We start from the raw sequence: 21,200 nt of genomic DNA on the forward strand, positions 1-21,200 counted from the left end.
TTTGCAATGGCGGATGATGCAACTGCAATGTTGCGTGCAGAGAGGTCCGGCGTCTGTGCGGCGCCGTACGTTCGAATGTCCGCGTGAAATATCGTGTAAATAGCCGTATATGACGGAGGTCGTGTTAAAACAAAGAAATGCCTCGGTTTTCAGGGGCACATGCAAAACTCGGGAGTCTCCGCAAGTTTTACGCGTTCTCCGTGTTCCGCACTTGTCCTAAATCGAAGTCTGTGGGCGGTATCGCACAGAGGGCGGAAACTTTGAATTTTAAGCTTCGTGCGAACACCATTCGCCGGCCGTTTGGTTGTTATGGGTTGTCTGTAAAGCGGGGGGCAATGCCGGGCGAGTCCATCGCTGAGAGCGCGGTAGCCGAGCCGCATGACCCAAACCCGCGCCAACCGTCTGCACATGAGGCTCGAAATAGCTGGAAGGCCAGGGCTAACTTGTGGCTTCACGACTGCCCAACATGGACATCGTCTGGAAGCCTAAGATTCTGAAGGTTACCCAACGCAACCCTTGATAGATCGAGGCGTTCAAATGCTGCATACGTTCTTCTTTGATACCGCAGCTAGCCAGCCCGAAAGTCCGGCGCTATGGGTCGACGAGCACCTTTACGAGTACGGCGAGATTGCATCTCAGGCTCGTCGCGTGTCGGCAGGACTGAGAGCGGCCGTACCGACTGGGGGCGCGAACCGCTGTTTGCTGTTCACTTATCGCACTGTCGACGCCTACGTTGGCTTGTTGGGCATTCTAGACGCCGGTATGGCATATGTGCCGCTTATCCCAAAGTGGCCGGCCGCGCGGATCGCGGCAATCATCGAGCAATCCGGTGCGCCGCTGATGCTTGTCGATCGCCGCTGTGTGGCCGCACTCGATGAAGTGTTGTCCTTGCTCGATGAGTTGCCGCGAATTTTCCTGCTCGACCGGAATGCGGACGATTCGCACCTACCGGCCATTGCCGATGGACTATTGCGGCTGCCGGACACGTCGTATGTGCGACATGAGGGCACGCCGCAGGATCTGGCCTACATCCTCTTTACTTCCGGCTCCACCGGCGTTCCCAAGGGCGTACCGATCTCACACGCGAGCGCCGATGCATACGTGCGAGGCCAATTGGAACTGGAAGATGAACACGAGAAATGGCCCGGAGCGCGCTACGTGCAGTTCTGCGAGCTGAGCTTCGACCCGTCCGTGCACGACATGTTTGTCTGCTGGGCGAACGGCGGCTGCCTGTACATTCCCGAAACCGTCGATCCTGTCTATAACGCGGGCTTCATCAGGACTCACGAGATTACACACTGGAACAGCGTGCCTTCCGTGGCCGGCTTCATGGGGCAACTGCGTAAATTGGGGCCCGGTGTATTTCCGAGTCTTCGCGTCTCGGTGTTCGGCGGCGAGCCCTTGTCCAGCTCACTGGCACTGGCATGGATGCGGGCCGCACCGAACAGCCGGCTCAGGAATATTTACGGGCCGACGGAAGCGACCGTATCCTGCACTTCCTTCGAGATCACCGCCGCGTTCCTCGACGATCCGCGACAAGTGTCCATACCGCTCGGCTGGGCGGTTCCGGGCATGGAGCTGGTGATAGTGGATGCCGACCTCGTACCCGTCGCCGCCGGGCAGACAGGTGAGTTATTGATCGGTGGCCCGCAGCTTGCAGCTGGCTATCTGCTACCCGGTGAAGCCGGTAACAGTCGGTTTGTTGAGGCGGCCTTTCCGGGCCGGTGCGCACGACGTTGGTATCGAAGCGCTGACGCTGCGCGAGAATCCATGCGGCACGGAATCGTGTTTCAGGGACGACTCGATACTCAGGTCAAGATTCGCGGTAACCGGATCGAACTGGAGGAAGTCGAACATGTGGTCCAGGCGTGCAGCCATGCTGCGCTTTGCGCGGTCATCCCATGGCCGCTCAACGAAGTCGGCAGTGCTATCGGCCTCACCGCCTTCGCGACGAATCCTCGCGTCGATATCGAGGGGATTCTGCAGGCGTGCCGGCTGCACTTGCCGGCCTACGCCGTACCTGAAAGGATTGTTGTCGTCGACACGTTACCCCTTAACGTGAACGGCAAAGTTGACAGGAAAGTCCTCGCCGCACAGTACATGCGCGACCAGACTGTCGACTAACGTTTAGCGACCGGAGCTTCCAGGCGAAATTGCAGCACACAGCATTAGCACATCGATCCTATGAAGATTGTTCGAAATTTTGGGAAAAAAGATGAAAGCCGACTTGCGCCGCATTCTCTCCGAAACGGTATGCCTGGACGTTCCAATCGAAACCCTCAGCGATAGCGATGATCTCTACGCTGCCGGCTTGTCATCGCTTGGCTCGGTCCGTGTAATGATGGCTATCGAAGATCTGTTTGGCATAGAGATACCAGGTGAGTTGATTACCTATGACCTCTTTCGGAGTATCGATTCCCTCGTGAACACGATCGGGCAAGTTCGTGCCGGAGGAGATAGGGACCTGGAGGAAACCACGCACCGGTGCGCCGACAAACCATGACAAGTAATCCGACGATGACGCCGGTAACGTTCGATGGCTGCCTGGGTTGGCTTCACCGGCCGGCAGGCCAGCAGGCCGCCATAGGCGCAGTGTTGTGCAACCCTTTCGGCAACGAGGCGCTGTGCGTTTACCGTGGTTGGAGCGAGCTTGCGGAAGCACTGGCGGCGGGCGCTGGCATTCCCGCGCTGCGCTTCGACTATCCTGGCACTGGCGATTCGAAAGGCACTGAGGAGGACCCCGACCTCTTTCGCGCGTGGATCGACAGCGTCAAGGCAGCGGCAGCGTATCTGCGGGCCACGACTGGCGTCGAACGCCTTATCTTTTGCGGTGTACGCCTTGGGGCGACGCTGGCGGCCATCGCAGCGGAAGAAATGGGCGGCGTCGATAGCCTGGTAATGGTGGCGCCCGCTATAACCGGCAGGCGTTATATCCGGGAACTGGGCATGCAGCATAAGAGCTGGCTCAGCACGCCCAACGGCCTCCAGGTAGCGCAATCTGATGACGACGGGCGCGCTGTCGGCGCCTATGGTTTTCAGCTATATCCGGACTCGCTCGAACAACTGGCCGCTGTCGACCTTGAGAAAGACGGCCGGCATGTCGCGCGGCGTGTGCTGCTCCACGATACCTGCGACAACCCACACATAAACCGGCTGCTCGAGTCTTACCGTCGTCGGGGTATCGAGGCGGACGTACAGATCTTTTCCGAGTATGACAAGTTTCTGGTCGATCCCTGGTTTAGCGTACCGCCCAGGAATGCATTTAACAGCGTGCTTGCGTGGCTGGGTTTGCCTCCCGCCATGCAAGCCCTGCCCGCGCCCAACGTGCTCGCACCCGCCGCCGACACAAGAATCGATTTCGCGGGCGGCCATGAGACGCCGGTGGTGTTCGGCGGTGCGCGCTACGTCGGCGTCTTCTGCCAGCCGCGCCATGCACTCCAGGGCGCCCCTGCTGTGTTGTTCGTCAACACCGGCGGGGTTCATCGCGTCGGCGAAGGACGTGTGGCCGTACTGATGGCGCGCCGGCTTGCCGCGCAGGGTATCGCCTCGTTACGTATGGACCTGGGCGGCCTTGGCGATAGCGAGCGCCGCGACGATTCGCAGACGCTCGGCGTCGTCTACTCCCGTCACGGTGTGACAGACGCGAAGGTCGGCGTCGATTGGCTAGTGGGGGCCGGCCACCCGAAAGTCGTCATGTTCGGCGTCTGCTCGGGTGCATATGTCAGCATTCATACAGCCTTGGCGCATCCCGGCGTAGTAGGCTGCATGTCGGTCAATATGCCGTTCTTCGTGTGGCGCCGCGCGCAAATGCGGCCGGGAGCCCGCGCTGTCGAATCGAGCCTCGTCTACTGGCGCGCAATACGTGACCTGAGAAAGTGGTACGGACTGCTGAAGGGCCAGACGAACGGCATGACGATCTTCCGCGAGCTCGCGCGTCGCTGGTGTACGCGCGTCATTGCACGCATAAGCGGCCCGTTCGAACGCGGCATGGGCTTAACGACCGCGACCGGCGCGATCCGTCGGCTCGTGACGGGCCTCGAGCACAAAGGTGTGCAGACGTCGCTGGTGTACGGCGCACTCGACGCAGGGCTCGAGGAGCTGTCGATTTATTTTGGACCCAACGGCAGCGAACTCGGGGAGCTGAAGAACGTGAGGGTGAAGGTGCTGGAGCGGGTGGATCACGCGCTCTTCTCGCGCTCGGCGCGTGAGGCGGTGATCAGTCACTTCGAGCAATTTCTCCGCGAAAGAATTCTCGATGATGAGGACGTTGACGCGTTGTGCACTGCCGTTTTGCGCGCGAGTTAGCCGCAACATTGGTGAAACGGCAGGAACGTCGTCGCGGCGGCCCTAAGTTGCGGCCGCTGCGCGCGCCCCGGTCTTGCGATGTGTCAAACCCAGCGGTACGTCTATGCTATTTTTGAGGACTTTTGTGGCCTAACGTAAGACCGCGTGTTTTTTGTTTTCGTCAACCTTCATCGTCAGTATCTCTCGCCCCCGCGCCGACACCGCACGCAAAACACACTTTCGCAAACGCGCGAGCAGACTTCCGCCTGACGTCTGTCAACAGGCCAAAGCGCCCTGCAAGGCCGAGCAGCATCATCGAGAGCGTCGCCTCACTGATCACCCGCGCCAATGCCATGCCCATCGCACCGTGCCGAGGTGCAAGATAGAGCGCCGCGGCGAGGTTGGCGAGCCCGGTCGTCACCCCGGCCAGAGCGAGCGAGCGGTCCTTTTCTAGCGGAACGAACACGTAAAAGCTGATGAATTGATTGAATGCGGCAAAGGGAAACATCCACGCAAAGCACTGCAATACAGGAGCGCTCGGCGCGAACGCCTCGCCGAGAATCAGTGGCAACAGCAATGGCGATAGGACGAGCGCGCCGCAAAGTGCGAGCAGTCCGTAGCCGATCAGCAATGCACCGCCCCGATGAGTCGTCGCGCGCGCGCCGTCATGGTCGCCTTGCGCAAGCTGCCGCGAGATGGTCGGAACGAAAACCTGCGCTGCCGGCCCCATGAGGCTCAGTCCAATGGTGGCAAAGCGTTCCGCGGCACCGAAGTAGCCGACTTGTGTCGGTGTCGACAGAAGCGTAAGCAGATAGGTGGAAAACGACATCAGAATGACTGATCCCGTGGAGTAACAGAACAGCATGGTGGAGCTACGGATTAGCTGACTGACGCCGGTCGGCCGGATTCGCGGTAGTCCGATGTCGTAGATTGTCAGACCATATGCAATCATCGAAGTGCTCACGCCTGCGATCAGCAGACTTCCCAACACCCATGAGGAATCCAAAGGACTGCGGACGATCGAGAGCACTAAAACGAGACTCATCGCGAATCCAACGACCTCGAGGATGATCGGCGTGCGAAACCGATGGCGCCCCTGGAAAAGCCAGCCGAGATTCGACCCGGACACGATGCCAAGTATTGTCGCGAGGATGCCGATAGTCGGACGTTCTGAAAGAACCGGCGAGCAGAACGTGGCGATCAGACCCACTATCCCGCCGAGCAACCCCATCAGCACGCGGGCGCTCACATGCAAGGAAAAAATCGCGTTGTATTCGCTGCGCACGTGCGCCTTGGACACGTCTCGCATGCCGACAACGGTAAAGCCGTAGCTCACCAGCATCCAGATCACGTTCATCAGCGACATCGCCGCCAGCACGCGACCATATTCGGTGAGACCGAGTACGCGCCCGTAGAAGGGAATGACAACAATGAGGTAGATGTACCTCATGATGTATCCGGCATACACGAACACCAGTACTCGAGTATTCTCCGTCCTTTTCATAGCGGTTTCTCTCAAGCCTCTCCGAGTGTCGAGGCACGCCATAGCAAGCGCTGCCGCGACGACGAACAAGCGGATTCGACATAGAGCGAACCACGTGGTTCGAAAGTGGCGAGCAGGGGACGAAGCACTGATTGTATAAAGCCGATATGACCGAGAGGCGCTCTACGTACCCCTTGCGGATCCCGTCTTAGCGGCTGTTTGCCGCTTTCCACCGTGTCGACGTGGATCGTTTGCGCAAGCTCGACGTCGCGAGCAAGGTCGACGGAGTAGGTGATCTCGACGAGACCGCTGCTCTTATCGTGGTCGGCATTCACAGCAAATTTCTCCGCGATTGCACCCCGAATAAGAAACGGCCTGGGAGGAGTCGATATGTCGTAATCGAAGCGCTGAATGACCGACTCCGCAACCGAACGGCTTTGCATCGCTGCTTTCTCATTGGACAAGGACGGGGCTGGTGGCAGGTTTTGCCGATCCAGCGGCGAAACCCCAAGTTCATTGAGGTCGGACAGATCCACACGGACGAGCGCGTTGGTCGTGCACATTTGCGTTGCAAAAAACCACGTAGGCACTTGCGAGCGTAACCGTCAACACGGTGACAGCAGCAATCTCCGCCTAGCAATCGCGTATCAGCTTCGGCATTTCGCGGGCAAATAAATGAAGACGTTCACCGACCGATCGGACTGTAATCGAAAGGGAAGGCAAGTGGTCCATCGACGTATTCCTCAAATTGGAACGGTATTTCGTCTGCCGATAATAGAAGTGCCCCCGTAAAATACATTGAATCAACTATATCGGTACTACGAAACGATTACAGCGTCTTACATCAGGTCGTTGAATCGGGAGAGAGCATGCCCAACATGCTAACAGCGAGGAAATTGAACGGCGTTGCCGGATGCCGTAACCGACTTTTCGGCACGTCATGCGTTTCCACGACGATAGCGAGTCGCATTCAGCCGTACTGTGCGCGAACGCACGCTATCCAGTAGGCATCGCCGGGTCCGTGGTGAATCAGGTCGTCAGCCGCCGTACGGGCAGGAACGAACGGACAGATGAGCGCAATTGACGAACGGGCGCACTGCACGGGCGGGGCAGGGTCGCGGTTTTGAACGGGGAATTCTCGTCCTGCTGCATCCCTGCACTCGAGATAGCCGCCTCCTTGCGCGTTCCGAAGAAAAAATTATTTATCTTCTCGTGGCGTTCTGGAACGTGCGACACATAATGCACATACGAAAACGCCAATGATCACGCCGAATGTGAAGCATAAGAAATGTGTCAAAACGCTCAACATTTGCCGGGTCCTTTCAATTGAGGCGAGATTGAAAATTTATAACGATTCACCTCCTGCGCGATTTACCGGGAACCACCGCACGCAGCCGGTAGCGCAACGTGCCGAACGTGAAGGACACATAGAGGCAGGAGCGATGGCGTGATGCTGCGGTCGTCGCGGCAAACATCATATGGTACTAGAATTGCGACCAAGGCGAAAAACGGATGCCTCTGAAGCAGTACGTGTACGGTATGACGTCAGATGTGGCAATAGACTCCAGCCGTGACGCGAAAGATCGGGCCAGTCCATTTATCTCGAGACGCGCCTTCTTCTTTTGCTCCATGCGCCGCCGGTAGTCAAATGCGGCCTTCCCCGATATAACGATATCGTCAGGTTCGATTTGAACGATTGCGTGCAGCCGAACACCATGGATGGCGTTCAAGAAGCGCTAACGGAGTTGGCAAGAATGAACGGCGAGATAGGTTCGATCCGGTGCGCTGAATGGCTCGCGCCGGCGCGCTGCGGATGCTACCCCGTGACGTCCTGCCGTCCGAATTGGTGCGTCGGCAGACCTAAGGCTGGTTACAGGCAGGTTGTTTTGAGCACATGGTCTGCGACCTGCGCTCGATAATATGCCTGGCGCAGGGACAGCAGGGGCAACCCAGCGCCGTCATTCTGGATGCCCGCCCAGGTGTCCCATTCGGACGCGGATAGATCATTCCTCAGCGCGTAACTTCCATCGCCGTGATGCGTCGTGGCAATAGCCGGTCGAATTCGCGTCTGACGATCTCGTAGCATTCGCATGACCGCGCCTCGAGCCCTGTTCGATCGAGGATCCGGACGTGGCCACGACTGTGATGGATCAGGTCGGCTTCGCAAAGCTTGCCGGACGCCTCAGTCACCCCTTCACGACGCACGCCGAGCATATTCGCAATAAGTTGCTGGGTCACTTGCAAATCACTAGTGCCCGAACGATCGATGTCGATCAGCAGCCACCGGCACAATTGCTCGTCCAGTCGATGCAGCCTGTTGCACGCCGCCGTCTGTGCGACCTGGGTGAGGAGGGCCTGCATGTACAACAGCATCAGCGAACGTAAAGAAAGGCAAGTGCACAACGCTTCGCGCAGTTTTTTTGCGCTTATTCGGTAAGCAAAACCCCGGCATTGAGCCCGAACGCTGGCTGGCATGGTATCTCCGCCCGTCAGGATCGGCACGCCTGTCGTGCCATCCCTGCCGATCGCGGCGATTTCCACCGAACTTCCGTTTTCCATGGTCTGTAGCAGGGAAATGATCGCAGTGGCCGGAAAATAGACGATTCGTATGAGTTCGCCGGAGTGCGACAGCATTTGCCCCGGACTTAATTCGACGAGTTCGAGATGAGGAGCCAGCAGTTCCCATTCATGCGTTGGGAGCGCCTCGAGAAGACGGTTACCACGCTGGTATGCCTGGAATGTCGTCATCATTTCCCTCACGTAAGTATCGCAGGGCCTGCCGGGGTACGGCGGACCCACGCCCGAATCGAGAAGCCAATGGCGATGCGTTGCCCTCACTCGCGCGGTCAGCAAACAAAAGCGGTAATGGAGACGATCAAAGGTTCGCGATGGTTATCGCGTTGCCTTCGCTGTCGCAATGCAGCATAGACGGCAAAGGGGGGCGAGCCAAAAAATCTGGCGGGATAGCCCGGACGATCGGCGGAATTGAAAGGGCATATTTGCGTTGGACGTTCGTTCCAACTCTGGCCCCGCAGCTCGCCCGAGGTTCAGTGCGTTTGTCGTGCTGCGCGAACACTCGTGTTGACGCGCGGCAGGAGCGCCGCATCGGCACCGGTTATAGGGGGCTCGCCAGTCGCGGAGGTGCCTACCGGTTGAGTGAATACCTTGCCGTCAAGTGTGTTGACACTGGAGACGATCTGGCTCGGTGCACAATTTCTACTCTGCATCGAAATCGGCGAGCCTCTTATCGAAGCGAACGTGCTGTTGGTAATGCGGTACTGACAGACGTTGCCAAGCGCGCGAAAGCCACCGTAGTTCGCCCGCAAGACTTTATTGTCCGTTATCAACACCCGCGAAACTGAGCCCGCGCCGGTGTTGATGTCGATCCCCGCGTGCTGCGCTGCTGGCCGTTTGTTGTCGGGGTTCGTCGAATTCTCTACGTCCGACACGATGTTATTGTGGATCACAACATTCGTCGCGTTATAGGTCCGGTAACCATCTTCTTGCGCGACCAGGATGCCGGCCGCTTTCTGCACGCCCTGCACTGTGTTGTCCGACAGCGTCACGCTAGAACCACCAACCACCGACAGACCTCTGCCCCAGTAATTGCCCGACACCCTGTTGCCGGTGACGAGTATGTTCCTGCTTATGGCGCCGTCTTGCTGGTAGCTGACGATTGCGATCATGTCATCGCCCGTGCCAATCACTGTATTACCCGACACCAGAACGTTCTGCGATCCGCCCGTGATGTGTATCCCGTCGGCTAGTGTCGCGCTAACCCAATTTCCCGCTAGCGCGACGTTAGTCGCGCCAGACACGAAAATACCCGCGCTCGCGCCGCCCTCGATCCTGATATCGAGAATCTGGATGCCTGTGCCGCGCACCACGATTTTCGCGGAACTTTCGGTTTCGAGCCGCTTACTGCCCGTGCCGCGCAGCGTCAGACCAGCGACCGTCGCGTTCGTCCCGTTGACGACGAGTGATTGATCGTTAGGGTGGGTTGCAACCAGCGTGGCGCCATACCCCGACACCACCACGCTCGGCGCCTTGACAACCAAAGAATGGCTTACGACGTAAGTGCCCGGCGCGATCACCAGCCGTTGGCCGTCACGCAGCGCGTCGAGCGCGGTCTGAATGATATCGGCTTGATCGCTGCCGTCACTGGACGGATGGATCGTGTCCGGTTGCGCGTAAGCGAGCGTCGCACAACACGACGCGATCGCAATGGCCGACAGGACGCGTTCGATTTTCTTGGTCATGCGGCCTTTCTCTAGCGAACACTCCGTCTTTCAGACGAAACGGCGAGGAATAGAGTGAGCATAAAGCGCGCCCCATGTGTGTCAGCATTGTGGCGCTACTGTGCGAGTAGGCCTGACAGGTCTCGTTCTAAAGAAACGGAACACGATGATCAGCATCGCGACCGATACAAAGTTTCTGCCGCTAAACAGAATCGGAACACGCAGGATCTCGAACAACGACACCATCAAGACCGGATGCGCGCAGCACCAGAACCCGTTAGAGCTGCGCCATCCTGAGTAGCTTCTGTTGAACACCCAACCGATGAAAGCAGCGACGAACAGTGCAAACCAGCCCCATTCGTAGAAATGCACGAAGATACCGGACGGATTGTTGAATTCCGGGTCGGCGTTGTTGCTCAGAAAGGCAACGTAGTTCGCATTGAAATCGGGGGAGGCCAAAAGAAGGTCGCCGAGTATCGGAAACCTGAACAACCAATCGAGGGTGAACACGGGTCCGCCTACGCCCCAACCGAGAATCTTTAGAATTCCGGCGCCATTGTTGAGCGCAGTCGAGTAGTACAGCGCAAGCCGCTCGAGTGCGAATTCGAAGATGTTGCTATAGACGTTGATATAGTAGGTTTCCCATGAGCGGTTGTATTCATTGGCGATGAAGAACCCGATCAGCGGCACGATGGCGGCATAGGGGCCGAGCTTCAAAATCCTGGAAGGTGGTCGATTCGAGCGCCGGAATTTCACAAGCATTAACACGAGCGGAATCACGAGTTCGATCAGCGCAAGGCGCTCGGCAAAAATAAAGCTTCTTAGCAGCGCCAACCCGAGGAGGACGAGCAGGTAGATCTTGTACCGCGTGATGCCCCGCTCGGGTTGCCGGAACACATAGAAGTACAAGGGCACGTAAGCGACGGCCACCTGCGTCAGTGTGCTTATCCCGGCAATCCGACCTTTCGCCTCGATCAGGTCGAATGCGCTTGCATCGCCGCTGAAGAACGACAGGATGAGCGCCGGATGGGCGATCACGCCGCTCATCATGGTCAGATAGCCAATCAATGAGAGCACAAAGAGCGCATCGAGCACCCATCGCGATATCTCGACCGGCTCCTGAACGGCTTTTGGGGGCACAGTTCGGCCGAAGTAGGACACCGCCAATATGGTAATGAGGAACAGTGCGGCGACCAATGCGTAGAAACCGTTGAAATACAGTTGTCCGATTGCTTTCTGATCGCCCAACAATTCCATCGAAATCAACGCGTAGAGCGGCAAGATGAAGAACAGCATCACGCGCGCCGGGTCTTCCCACCAGTAACCGTTGAATGCAAGTTGTCCGCGCATCGATATGCGGACATACTCTTGCGCCGGGCCAGTCCAGCGGGACTGTTCAGCCGGCTCGCCAATCTTGTTCTGCATTAAGTTTCTCCTGAGACTGGCTGCCCAACGCGGCAAACCACATCACTCGCCGCCATTCGGCTCAACGGGCATCCGGCTGCAATTTGCCGACACGGCCCGCTCTTGTCAGCGGATTGGCGATGTAGCGCACCGCGCGATCGCTGACCGACGCCAACGGAATCAGACAAAGTCCTGTCAGACAGGAAACAGCTAATTTCTTGCGGATGCTCCAGAACGGATTCGCAAGCACGGTATGGAAATAGCTCCCGGATTCGAGCATGAACCAGCGCCATCGGCGCGCGAGCGACGCCTGATACAGGCGGTCGGCAAAGTGTGCCTTTTCAGTTGAGAAGTCGAAAAACGCTACGGGGAGTGTTTCACCGAGCCTCTCTTGCGCGACGACGCGCAGCGTCGACCAGCGGAGTGCAGCCTTTCTTGCGAGGGCCAGCGGACCTTCCGAGTTGGAAAATGCGAGCTGCGCCGTAGAACCGTTCGCTCCGCTCGCGATGCTTGCTGCAGACCGGTGAACCCGATATCCACCTAGCGGGAGATCGAGCATACAAACGTGGCCGAGGAGCGCAATACCGTAGATCGCATAGAAATCTGCGCCATGGCGATTGTCGGATGTGACGGGAATGGGAAAGATCCGCTTCAGCGCCGCAACCCGGTAAGCGTTGCCTGAACCAGGTGGCGATGGATAGAGCCAACCCGCGCGCAGCAGCTTGCCGCAGTCGGCGACCGCCGTGGTTTGCGGTACGGTGACGCCTGTCTTGTCGCCTTCGTGGGTCACCACATCCAGCTTGAATTGCACTTTGACGTAGTCACCGGATGCGAACGCGGCGATCACGCGACTCACCGCGTCCGCATACAGCAGGTCGTCAGCGTCCAGAAAAATCACATAAGGACTATCGATCTGCTCGAGCGCGCGATTGTAGGCGGCTACCTGGCCGCCGTTTTCCTGAAAGATCGCGGTGATGCGCTCGCCGTACGATTGGATGATGTCGCGTGAATCGTCCGTCGACCCGTCGTCGATGACGAGCACCTGGGCCGCGCCGACCGTTTGCGTCAGCGCGGAATCGATCGCACAGCGTAGATATTCGCCGTAGTTGTAATTACAGATCACCACTGTCATATTCGACATGGTTTCCTCATGGAACTACCGTGAGCGGAGGTGGCGTGCTGCTGCCGCGCATAGATAGCTCACTGTGAGATCATTGTTGCGCAGGCTGCTCTATAAGGCCACCGCGCGTGTAATCACCCAGCGTGCTATCCGCATAACCCGCATAACCCGCATAACCGGCGTAACCATATTTGCCCGGCAATGCCTTGAAGTCGTTGAGCACCACGCCGCGGATCGGCACACCTGCCTGCGCCAATCTGCGAGCGCTCTCACGGATATCGGGCAAAGTGGTCACGCCATGGCGAGCCACCATGAAGACCGCGCCGGCGGCCTGCCCCAGCATGATCGCATCGGGGACCATCAACAGCGGCGGGCCATCGATCACCACCATGTCGTATTGCGAGCTGACCTCGTCGATCAGGTTCGACAATTCGGGGCGCAACAGCATCTCACTCGGACCGGACGGCGCTTCACCCGTGGACAGAAAGTCGAGCCCCGGCAACACGTTGCGCTTTAATACCGCGTTGATGTGGTGGGTGCCCGCCACAACTTCTGACAGCCCGTGACCGCGTTCGACCTTCAAGTACTGATGCAAAACGCCCTTACGCAGATCAGCGTCGATCAGCAGCACGCGTTTATTCGACGCACCGGCCAGCATTGCAAGATTCGCAGAGACGAACGATTTGCCGATGCCCGCGGTCGGACCGGTGATCAGCACAACCCGGTTACGCGCTTCCGGGAGCCTGAACTGCAGTATCGCGTAGAAGCTGCGCAGGCTTTCGATGGTGGGACAATTGATCGAGCCATCGGTGAGCATGAGAGGTGCCGTCGGCTTCGCCAGCGCGTTGCGGCGCGTGTAATCGGGCAGACGGCCGTGCGGCGGCACCGTCGCGTACACGGGCAGACCGATCGACGCTTCAATTTCCTGCGGGTCGTCCACACGGCCGCGCACGCGCCGCCGGAAGAACACAAGACCCGCGCCGATCAGCAGACCGGAGATTATCGAGCCGCCAATCACGACGCCGACGCGCGGCTGAATGGGCTCCTCCGTCGGCATCGCAGTATCGATCAGCCTGACGTTACTTACCTTACCCGCGCCCACGAGCGTGAGTTGCTGACGGGTAGCGAGCTGAATCCTGTACAGGTCGGAGCTGACCTGCACGTCACGCTGTAGTTGCAAAACGCTCTGTTCGAGTGCCGGCAACGCCTGGGTGGCCCCCAGCACCGCTGCTAGCGCCGCCTGTGCGTCCTGCAACTGGCGGTCGACTGCCTGCACCTCGGGATACCCCTCGGTGAAGCGCGACATTAATTCGCTGCGGCGCTGCTTCAGGTCGAACACCTTCACCTGATCCGCTACCGATTGTTGCAGCAGGGCCGCGCCGTACTGACTCGTATCAAGCGTGCCGTGCTCCCCCCGGAACGCGTTGAGTCGGGCTTCGGCCGCTTCCAGTTGCGCTTTCAGCGCCGGCAGTTGCGTGTCCAGAAAGCGGATCGACTTGTTCGACTCTGCAGATTTGCGCTGCACGTTCTGTTCGATATATGCGCGACCGATTTCATTCAGAATCCGGCTGTCCTCCTTCGGATCGGTACCGTCGAGCGTCGCGCCGATGATATTGGACTGTTTGCCCCTCTCCAGAACCGCAACGGTGTTCTGCAACCACTCGATCGTGCCGGCTTCCGAATAGCGACTTAAATTGAAGGTTGCACCCGGCTTCCCGTCCGCGTGCTGCACCAGCAGCTCGACCGGGCCATAAGACGTCTGCTCGTGAAGCATCTGGCCGACATGGCCCTGAAGCTGAAACTTGTCCCCGAACAGGAATCCGCCCGAAAGCGTGTAGGCTCCACCCGCTTCCAGCGTCAGCTTGAGAGTCTTGCTATACAGCCGCTGCGGGACGTTTAACGTTGCGACGTCGATACTTTCCTTGCCGCTCACATAGCCGCCGGGCAGCGGGGTCGACAACTCGTCCGAACGCTCCGAGAGCCACCAGCCAACGACCGGGATATACCGCGGTTCAGCATCGATATAGAGCTTCAGGTTGTTGACCGCTTGCGATGTGACCAGCCTCGACTTCAGTACCTCGATCTCAGATGACACATCGGTCTTCAAGTCGAACATCGACGACACGTCGCCTAACGCACTCTTTGGTATTTCCGGAGTCTGCTCGACCTCAATCAGGATATCGGAGCGATACACAGGCTGCTTGAACGTCGCGTAGCCAATGCCTGCTAGCAGACACAGAAGTGTCGAACCGACGATGACCCAACGCCCGTGATAGAAGGCGCTCATAGAGTGGCCTGTCGACGCAGGTTGCTGATGCACCGGCTCGAAGTTCGATGTTGACCAATTCGCATGATTCACTGTCATAAACTCCTCAACCTTCTGGATTTCCCGGTCATTGCGCAGGCACCGCACGGACGGGCGGATTCCATCGCGAAAGCCACTTCATTGCCGAGTCCGCCTGCAGTCCCTGTCGTCTGAGTCCGCAGTTCAACAACGCGTCTCCAGCGAAAGCGTTCCCATAGCAGTCGATTCGACGACGTGAACAATTTTCATAGGCATGCTGCAGTACGGATTACTTGGTTTCGGCTGGGGTGCATGCTGTTCAGTACGCGCCTCTGCCGTCGAAGACTACTTTGAATGTTCTCAGCAGAATGCTGATGTCGAGCAGAGTTGAACGTTCTTTCACGTAAGTGACGTCCAGTGCGACTCTCGATGGATAGTCAATATTGTTTCGTCCGCTGACTTGCCACAATCCTGTCAATCCGGGTCTGACCGACAGGTAGTAGTACGCGTCGGCACCATACCGTTCCAACTCCTCGTTGACGATGGGGCGGGGGCCGACCAGGCTCATGTCGCCGCGAAGGATATTCCAGAGTTGAGGCAGTTCATCGAGGCTCGTCGTGCGCAGAAACCGGCCAACGGATGTGATGCGCACATCGTTCTTAAGCTTGAAATCGCGATTCCATTCCTCACGCGCGCTGGCGTCGCTGGCAAGGAGTTCAGCGAGAACGACGTCGGCTTTCGGTACCATGGAGCGGAACTTTAAACAGCGAAACGGCCGGCCGCCTTTTCCAACCCGGGAATGACCAAAAAAAGCCGGCCCGCCGTCGCTCAGCACGACGCACCCCATCACGAGGAAAATCGGGGATAACGTGAGGAGCAAGGCGGACGCGCCAACGATATCCAAGGCGCGCTTCGTAAAGTCGCTTTTCCTGCCCGGCAAGCCCGGATCGTTCGCCGCAGACAAGGTGAGACAAGCCATAGGACTTGCCGCTGTTTCCGTTGACGCGTCCGAAGGAAACGATTCTTCGCTGCGAATGAATTCCGTCGTGCCATCAATGTGAGAAGCTGAAAAGGTGTGACCGCTTAGATCCGCACGTTCGGCGTACGAACGACTGGCGTGGCGGGTATCGAAAGGGGCGACTTCCTTTGACACCGATTCCGATACCTTGCCGACTAAAGCCATCGCTGCCCCCGGGCCGAAGTTTGTTGACGGATACATCAGTGTTTCGGTATTGCTAGTCGTACCGGTTGATTCAACAAAAAATCGGAATACAAGTCTCTCCATGCCATATGGAACATGTGTTCTGCGCATACGATTCGTCGAGACACGTGAGGAGTCGAAACCTAATTATTGCCGTAGAAAGTATAGCTTTACGATTCCACGTCCATCAGCAGGAAAGTCGTAAAGTGCCGATGTCTTGGCCGACTCAAAAGATAAGCAGATAGGTATGAATAAAACGTCACGAGGCAATTATTTGCAATGCGAAATTTTTTCGGCAACGCTGTCCAGCTCATGGGCAAGCTATCGCGTCGCGAAATTATTTGACGACCAATTCGATAGGTAAATCGTCATAATTCGGCTCACTGTCTCTTGCATTTTTGTATCATGACTAACATGACTTTAATGCAAAGAAACACTGCGCCTGCTCTGCCTTGGTCAGGCAATGCTCGGTCGTAGCGTATCTGTAGGAATATCGCTATTCCGTTCGGTACAGCACACAACGCGCGGTTAGGAAACGCTCCGATGAAGCGCGCCCATGTGTGTGATGAAAGCGGCTTGTCGCGCCGATGTCGGGAGTGGCGGCGTGATGTCGCATGACATAGTCATTGTCGGCCACGTTGAGTGCCGCCGCCGCGAATTGCTCGACCAGCAGCATGGTGACCTTTCGTCGATCATGCTGCCGTCGAGCTGTAATTAACTTAAGCGAAGCCCTGTGGATTCGCCGCCTGCCACCGCCAGTGATCCGCACACATCCTCTCGATCCCAAACTCTGCGCGCCAGCCAAGCACATTCAAAGCCGCCGCCGGATCCGCATAACACGAAGCCACATCGCCCGGCCGCCGCGCCACGATCTCATAAGGCACGGGCCGCCCAGAAGCCTTCTCGAACGCCTTGACGACGTCGATCACGCTATACCCCTGGCCCGTCCCAAGATTCACCACCAAACTGGCATCCCGCTTAACCAGCGCATCCAGTGCCGCCAGATGCCCACGCGCCAGGTCCACAACGTGGATATAGTCCCGCACCCCGGTGCCATCCGGCGTCTCATAGTCGCCACCAAACACCCGCAGCTTTTCCAGCTTGCCGACCGCAACCTGCGCCACATAAGGCATCAGATTGTTAGGAATCCCAGCCGGATCCTCGCCAATCAACCCGCTCTCATGCGCGCCAACCGGATTGAAATAGCGCAGCGTCGCAATCCGCCAGGACGCATCCGCCACTTCCAGATCACGCAACACCTGCTCGGCAATCAGCTTCGACTGCCCATAAGGATTGGTCGCCGACAGCGGAAACGATTCATCGATCGGTGAGCTCTTCGGCACGCCATACACCGTTGCCGATGAACTGAACACGAACTGCTTCACATTGCGATCGCGCATCACGCCGAGCAGCGTCAGCAAACTGCCGACGTTATTGCTGTAGTACTCGATCGGCTTGGCGACCGATTCGCCCACCGCCTTCAGCGCCGCAAAGTGAATCGCGCCGGTGATCGGGTGTGCGTCGAAAATACGGTTGAGCGCCGCTTCATCTCGCGCATCGGCTTCGTAGAAGCTCACGGCCTTGCCGGTGATTTTCTCCACGCGCCGCAGCGATTCGCGGTTGCTGTTCACGAGATTGTCGATTACCACGACGTCGTAACCGCCGTTGAGCAGTTCGACACATGTGTGCGAGCCGATAAATCCTGCACCGCCCGTTACCAGAATCGTACCCTTCGTGGTCATGCTGTTGCTCCGTTAAAGTAAAACGCCCGTCATTTTCTGCACCAGGTCTTTATACGTTTCGACGACCACGCGTTCGTCGAATTCTTCCGCGACTTTCTGTCGGCCGCGTTCAGCCATTGCACGGCGTTCGGCGCCGCTCATGTCGAGCATCTGCGCCAGCTTCTCCGCGAGACTCACGGCATTGCGCACTTCGCACAGCAATCCATTGACGCCGTCCGCCACCACTTCACGGCAGCCGGGCACATCCGTCGTAACAATCGGCCGGCCCATCGCCGATGCTTCCATCAGCGTGCGCGGCACGCCTTCGCGATAGGAAGGCAGGACGACGCAGTCCGCATCGGTGATAAAAGGCCGCACGTCGTGCGCTTCGCCAAGATACTCGATGATGCCGTCCTGCTCCCACGCGGCTACCTCTTCGCGTGTGATCGCGCTCGGGTTGTCGACGCCAACCGGACCGAGCAATTGGAACCGCGCCTGAGGATAACGTTCACGCAAGCGCCGCGCGGCTTCGACATATTCGGCCACGCCCTTGTCCCACAAGAGCCGCCCGATCAGCACGAACTTGAATTCCGCCCGCTCCGGCAGCGGCGTGAAGGCGAATTGTTCGAGATCGACGCCTTCGCCATGCAGGAGACGCGCACGTTCAGGATGCACCAACAAATTCTGCTCGACAAACGCGGCCTGATCGTCGCGATTCAGAAACCAGATTTCGCGCGGGAAGCGGAAGGCGAAACGGTACAGTTTTTTGGCGACTTGCGCAGCGCGGCTCTGCTGGATGAACACGTAACCGAGCCCGGTCGTCACCGCCACCGACTGCACACCCGCCAGTTTCGCGGCGACCGAGCCGTAAATGTTCGGCTTGATCGTGTAGTGGAACACAACGTGCGGGCGGATGCTGCGATACAAACGATACAACGACAAAAGTGTGCACAGGTCCTCGCGCGGACTGGTGCCTTTGGACGCCACCGGCAATTCGATGCAGCGGCACCCCATTGCGGTGAGCAGCTCGAACGTGCGGTCGCGCGGCGCGAGCACCGTCACGTCGACGCCGCGCCCAACCAGCGTGCGGATCAGTCCTTGCCGATACGTATAGATTGCCCAGGCGGTGTTACAGACGAGTGTAATGCGTAGCGCGGGCGTCGATTTCAAGGCAGGCTTCATGCGGGAACGGGCTCGACGGTGAATGACAGGGTGAATGACGGCGTAACGGAATCAATGACCCGCGCGCGGCGCGAGCAGCGTGCGTTTGACCCGCTGCAATGCGCGGTAAGGCGTCACGAGATGCAGCATATTTTTGGCGAGACCCAGCCAGTCGTACAGATTGGTGACGTTGAAGTAGCGCAGTTGCAGCCGCAGCGTCGAGCTGACCTGGCGGCGCCGTTTGGTCGCGCTGATACCGCCTTCGTTCAGCTCGTAATAGAGCCCGAGTTCCGGCAGGTTCGCGCAGTCGTAGCGCGCCATCAGGCGCAGGAACAGATCGAGGTCTTCGGCGGAAGGATAGGCCGCGCGATAGTTACCGACCGCGCGGACCGCGTCAACGCGCAGCATCATCGAAGGATGCGCGAGGCAAGAACGGAAGAAGCGCAGACGCCGGATCTCGTTCGGTTCTGCGGGCGGCGTCAGCATGAAAAGCGGTTTTCCTTCACGCGTGACGACCTGCGTCCACATGCCGAGGCCGGCCACCTGCGGATGCAATTCCATGAACACACGTTGTTTGGCGAGGCGCTGCGGCACGCTGCGGTCGCCCGCGTCGATGCGTGCTGCGTAGCGAAAGCCGCGCTGCGCAAGGGCGTCGATGCCGGTTTGCAGCGCGCGCTCGATACCGCCGTTCTGCGGCATACGCAGCACTTGGATCTTCATGTTGGCGATCGCCGGCGCGACGATCGGCGGCGTGCTGCCGTCGTCGACGATCAATACGTGGATCAGCGCGCTTTCGCTGAATGAGGCCAGCGTGAGATCGACGTCGGCCTGGCCGTTGTGCGCGGGCATCAGGACGGCGACGTCGTCGAGAGAAATCTGCGCGGCGGCGGATGAATTCGTCATGGGCGCAATTTGAAACGAATGTAATAAAGATTAACTGACGCGGCGGCGAGATAACCGGCCGCGAGGCCCACCAGCGCACCGTAAGCGCCAAGCCGCGGAATCGCCAGCAGATTGACCACGAACGCAACGGCCAGCGCCAGCAGCCACTTGGAGAGCAACACGAATTTGGCCTGATATTTCAGCACGATCAGATTGCCGATCGCTTCAATGCCGGCCGGCACGGAAAGCCATACGGCCCAGCGGAAAATCTCGATGGCGTCTTCAAAGTCTGGCCCGAACACGCGGCGGATGATGAAACCCGCCAGCAAATCCAGCACGATCGCGCCGCTCACCATCAGCACGGCGGTCATGGCAGTCAGCCGCCACACGTTGCGGCGCAATTGTGCGGCGTCCTGCACGCGGTAGACAAAGGCGGGCGCAATCGTCTGCGCAAGCATCAGGGCGAGCGTGATCCAGTTTTCGTTCAGCTGCTGCGCGGCGGAATAGCGCCCGAGGTCGGCGAAGGAAATCGCCCGCTCGAGCATCAGTCTGTCCAGTTTCAGGAACAGATACATACAGATCAAGCCGATCCAGAACACCGTGCCCGCTGTCGCGAAGTGCTTGAAGAGCGAACGATCGAGATGCCAGCCGAGCTTGCCGCCATGTCGGCGGGTGTAATAGATCAGAAGAACCGCGCCAATGAGCGCCGATTCGACCGCCCACAGCCAGCCAAAGCGCGCGGGTGTAGCTATCGCGCGCACCATCAGATAGACGACGCCGGCCTTCAGCACCGCGGTGCTCATGCTGGTGAGCAACTGCGGCTTGCTGTAAGTCATGCTTTGCAGCCACGCATTGATCACGCCGACGAACGGTTCGCGAAACAGCATCGTGACCGCAAGACCGGCGAGCATGGCGCCCACCAGCGGGTCGAAGAAGTGCAATGCAATGCCGAGCCACGTGAGCAGCAGCGCCGCGACGGAAACCGAAAACCGCAGCGCGAAGGCGCTGCCGAGCACCGTGCCCAGCTGAGTTGGCGGCCGGCCGACGATGGTGGGAACCAGAATTTCCGCCCCGCACACCCAGGTGATCGGCGACAGCACCAGCAGCAGCGTGTTCGCGTACTGCCATTTGCCGAAGGTGTCAGGCCCGAAGTAGCGCGCCAGCATGCCGCTGATTGCGATCGCCACGCCGATCTGCGTGAGCCGCTCCAGCCCGAGCCAGACGATGTTTGTGAAGGCGCGGGTGACGTCGGGATTGGCGAAGCGTTTGAGCGTCAGCATCCGGTGGACACCCGCCAATGCGGTTGCACGCGTTGCACGTGGGACGCAACGTGCGCCAGGGCGCTATATGTAACAGACCACCTGGCCGGCTGTCGCGGCAACATTGCAAAAGCAGGGCGTCTAAGCATTAGAATGGGCGTCT

16 protein-coding genes and 2 pseudogenes are annotated in these 21,200 nt (G+C 58.7%); 5 read left to right on the forward strand and 13 right to left on the reverse strand.

What is annotated here, in order from left to right; all coding sequences use genetic code 11:
• Window positions 1-537 precede the first annotated feature (537 nt).
• The 3 genes from PQQ86_RS03425 (at window position 538) to PQQ86_RS03435 (ending at window position 4,305) form a co-directional block, all read left to right on the forward strand.
• Window positions 538-2,124, forward strand: a complete 1,587-nt coding sequence (locus PQQ86_RS03425; protein ID WP_408264955.1) for an AMP-binding protein — start codon at window positions 538-540, stop codon at window positions 2,122-2,124.
• A 91-nt stretch (window positions 2,125-2,215) separates the two neighbouring features.
• A complete protein-coding gene (locus tag PQQ86_RS03430; protein ID WP_408264956.1) occupies window positions 2,216-2,503 on the forward strand; it encodes an acyl carrier protein in 288 nt (95 codons plus the stop codon).
• The gene (locus PQQ86_RS03435; protein WP_408264957.1) at window positions 2,500-4,305 is read left to right on the forward strand and encodes a serine aminopeptidase domain-containing protein; all 1,806 of its coding nucleotides are present in this window, start codon (window positions 2,500-2,502) and stop codon (window positions 4,303-4,305) included. Before PQQ86_RS03430 ends, PQQ86_RS03435 begins: the two co-directional genes overlap by 4 nt.
• A 160-nt stretch (window positions 4,306-4,465) precedes the next feature.
• Here PQQ86_RS03435 and PQQ86_RS03440 read toward each other — a convergent pair whose 3' ends face one another.
• Window positions 4,466-5,788 (reverse strand): lipopolysaccharide biosynthesis protein, encoded by a 1,323-nt coding sequence (locus tag PQQ86_RS03440; RefSeq protein WP_408264958.1) that lies wholly within the window; start codon window positions 5,786-5,788, stop codon window positions 4,466-4,468.
• A gap of 11 nt (window positions 5,789-5,799) precedes the next feature.
• Entirely contained in the window at window positions 5,800-6,330 is a 531-nt protein-coding gene (locus PQQ86_RS03445) for a hypothetical protein (RefSeq protein ID WP_408264959.1), read from the reverse strand.
• A 696-nt stretch (window positions 6,331-7,026) separates the two neighbouring features.
• Between PQQ86_RS03445 and PQQ86_RS03450 the strand changes: the two genes are divergently transcribed.
• Together PQQ86_RS03450 and PQQ86_RS03455 are read left to right on the forward strand one after the other, a co-directional pair.
• Window positions 7,027-7,218, forward strand: coding sequence for a hypothetical protein (locus PQQ86_RS03450; protein ID WP_408264960.1), 192 nt, complete (start codon window positions 7,027-7,029; stop codon window positions 7,216-7,218).
• A gap of 338 nt (window positions 7,219-7,556) precedes the next feature.
• A pseudogene (locus tag PQQ86_RS03455) lies at window positions 7,557-7,742 on the forward strand (IS5/IS1182 family transposase); the annotation flags it as partial.
• A 35-nt stretch (window positions 7,743-7,777) separates the two neighbouring features.
• Here PQQ86_RS03455 and PQQ86_RS03460 read toward each other — a convergent pair.
• The 11 genes and pseudogenes from PQQ86_RS03460 to PQQ86_RS03510 all read right to left on the reverse strand — a co-directional run bounded on the left by PQQ86_RS03460 (window position 7,778) and on the right by PQQ86_RS03510 (window position 21,058).
• Window positions 7,778-8,515, reverse strand: coding sequence for a Crp/Fnr family transcriptional regulator (locus PQQ86_RS03460; protein WP_408270042.1), 738 nt, complete (start codon window positions 8,513-8,515; stop codon window positions 7,778-7,780).
• Between the two features lie 299 nt (window positions 8,516-8,814).
• Window positions 8,815-10,026, reverse strand: coding sequence for a right-handed parallel beta-helix repeat-containing protein (locus tag PQQ86_RS03465; RefSeq protein ID WP_408264961.1), 1,212 nt, complete (start codon window positions 10,024-10,026; stop codon window positions 8,815-8,817).
• Between the two features lie 81 nt (window positions 10,027-10,107).
• A complete protein-coding gene (locus tag PQQ86_RS03470) occupies window positions 10,108-11,430 on the reverse strand; it encodes an oligosaccharide repeat unit polymerase (protein WP_408264962.1) in 1,323 nt (440 codons plus the stop codon).
• Window positions 11,431-11,491: 61 nt separating this feature from the next.
• A complete protein-coding gene (locus tag PQQ86_RS03475; RefSeq protein WP_408264963.1) occupies window positions 11,492-12,550 on the reverse strand; it encodes a glycosyltransferase family 2 protein in 1,059 nt (352 codons plus the stop codon).
• 70 nt (window positions 12,551-12,620) lie between these two features.
• Window positions 12,621-14,816, reverse strand: a complete 2,196-nt coding sequence (locus PQQ86_RS03480) for a polysaccharide biosynthesis tyrosine autokinase (protein WP_408264964.1) — start codon at window positions 14,814-14,816, stop codon at window positions 12,621-12,623.
• Between the two features lie 316 nt (window positions 14,817-15,132).
• Window positions 15,133-15,996 (reverse strand): sugar transferase, encoded by an 864-nt coding sequence (locus PQQ86_RS03485; protein ID WP_408270045.1) that lies wholly within the window; start codon window positions 15,994-15,996, stop codon window positions 15,133-15,135.
• A gap of 625 nt (window positions 15,997-16,621) precedes the next feature.
• A pseudogene (locus PQQ86_RS03490) lies at window positions 16,622-16,696 on the reverse strand (ABC transporter ATP-binding protein); the annotation flags it as partial.
• Window positions 16,697-16,733: 37 nt separating this feature from the next.
• Complete coding sequence (gene galE / locus PQQ86_RS03495) at window positions 16,734-17,756, reverse strand: UDP-glucose 4-epimerase GalE (RefSeq protein WP_408264965.1); 1,023 nt, start codon at window positions 17,754-17,756, stop codon at window positions 16,734-16,736.
• Window positions 17,757-17,768: 12 nt separating this feature from the next.
• The gene (locus tag PQQ86_RS03500) at window positions 17,769-18,917 is read right to left on the reverse strand and encodes a glycosyltransferase family 4 protein (protein WP_408264966.1); all 1,149 of its coding nucleotides are present in this window, start codon (window positions 18,915-18,917) and stop codon (window positions 17,769-17,771) included.
• 51 nt (window positions 18,918-18,968) lie between these two features.
• A complete protein-coding gene (locus PQQ86_RS03505; protein ID WP_408264967.1) occupies window positions 18,969-19,799 on the reverse strand; it encodes a glycosyltransferase in 831 nt (276 codons plus the stop codon).
• Window positions 19,796-21,058: an oligosaccharide flippase family protein gene (locus PQQ86_RS03510; RefSeq protein WP_408264968.1), complete on the reverse strand. Its 1,263-nt coding sequence runs from the start codon at window positions 21,056-21,058 to the stop codon at window positions 19,796-19,798. The genes PQQ86_RS03505 and PQQ86_RS03510 overlap by 4 nt, the downstream gene beginning before the upstream one ends.
• Window positions 21,059-21,200 lie beyond the last annotated feature (142 nt).

The sequence above is a fragment of the Paraburkholderia sediminicola genome (genome assembly GCF_046026675.1).
GTDB lineage: Bacteria > Pseudomonadota > Gammaproteobacteria > Burkholderiales > Burkholderiaceae > Paraburkholderia > Paraburkholderia sediminicola_F.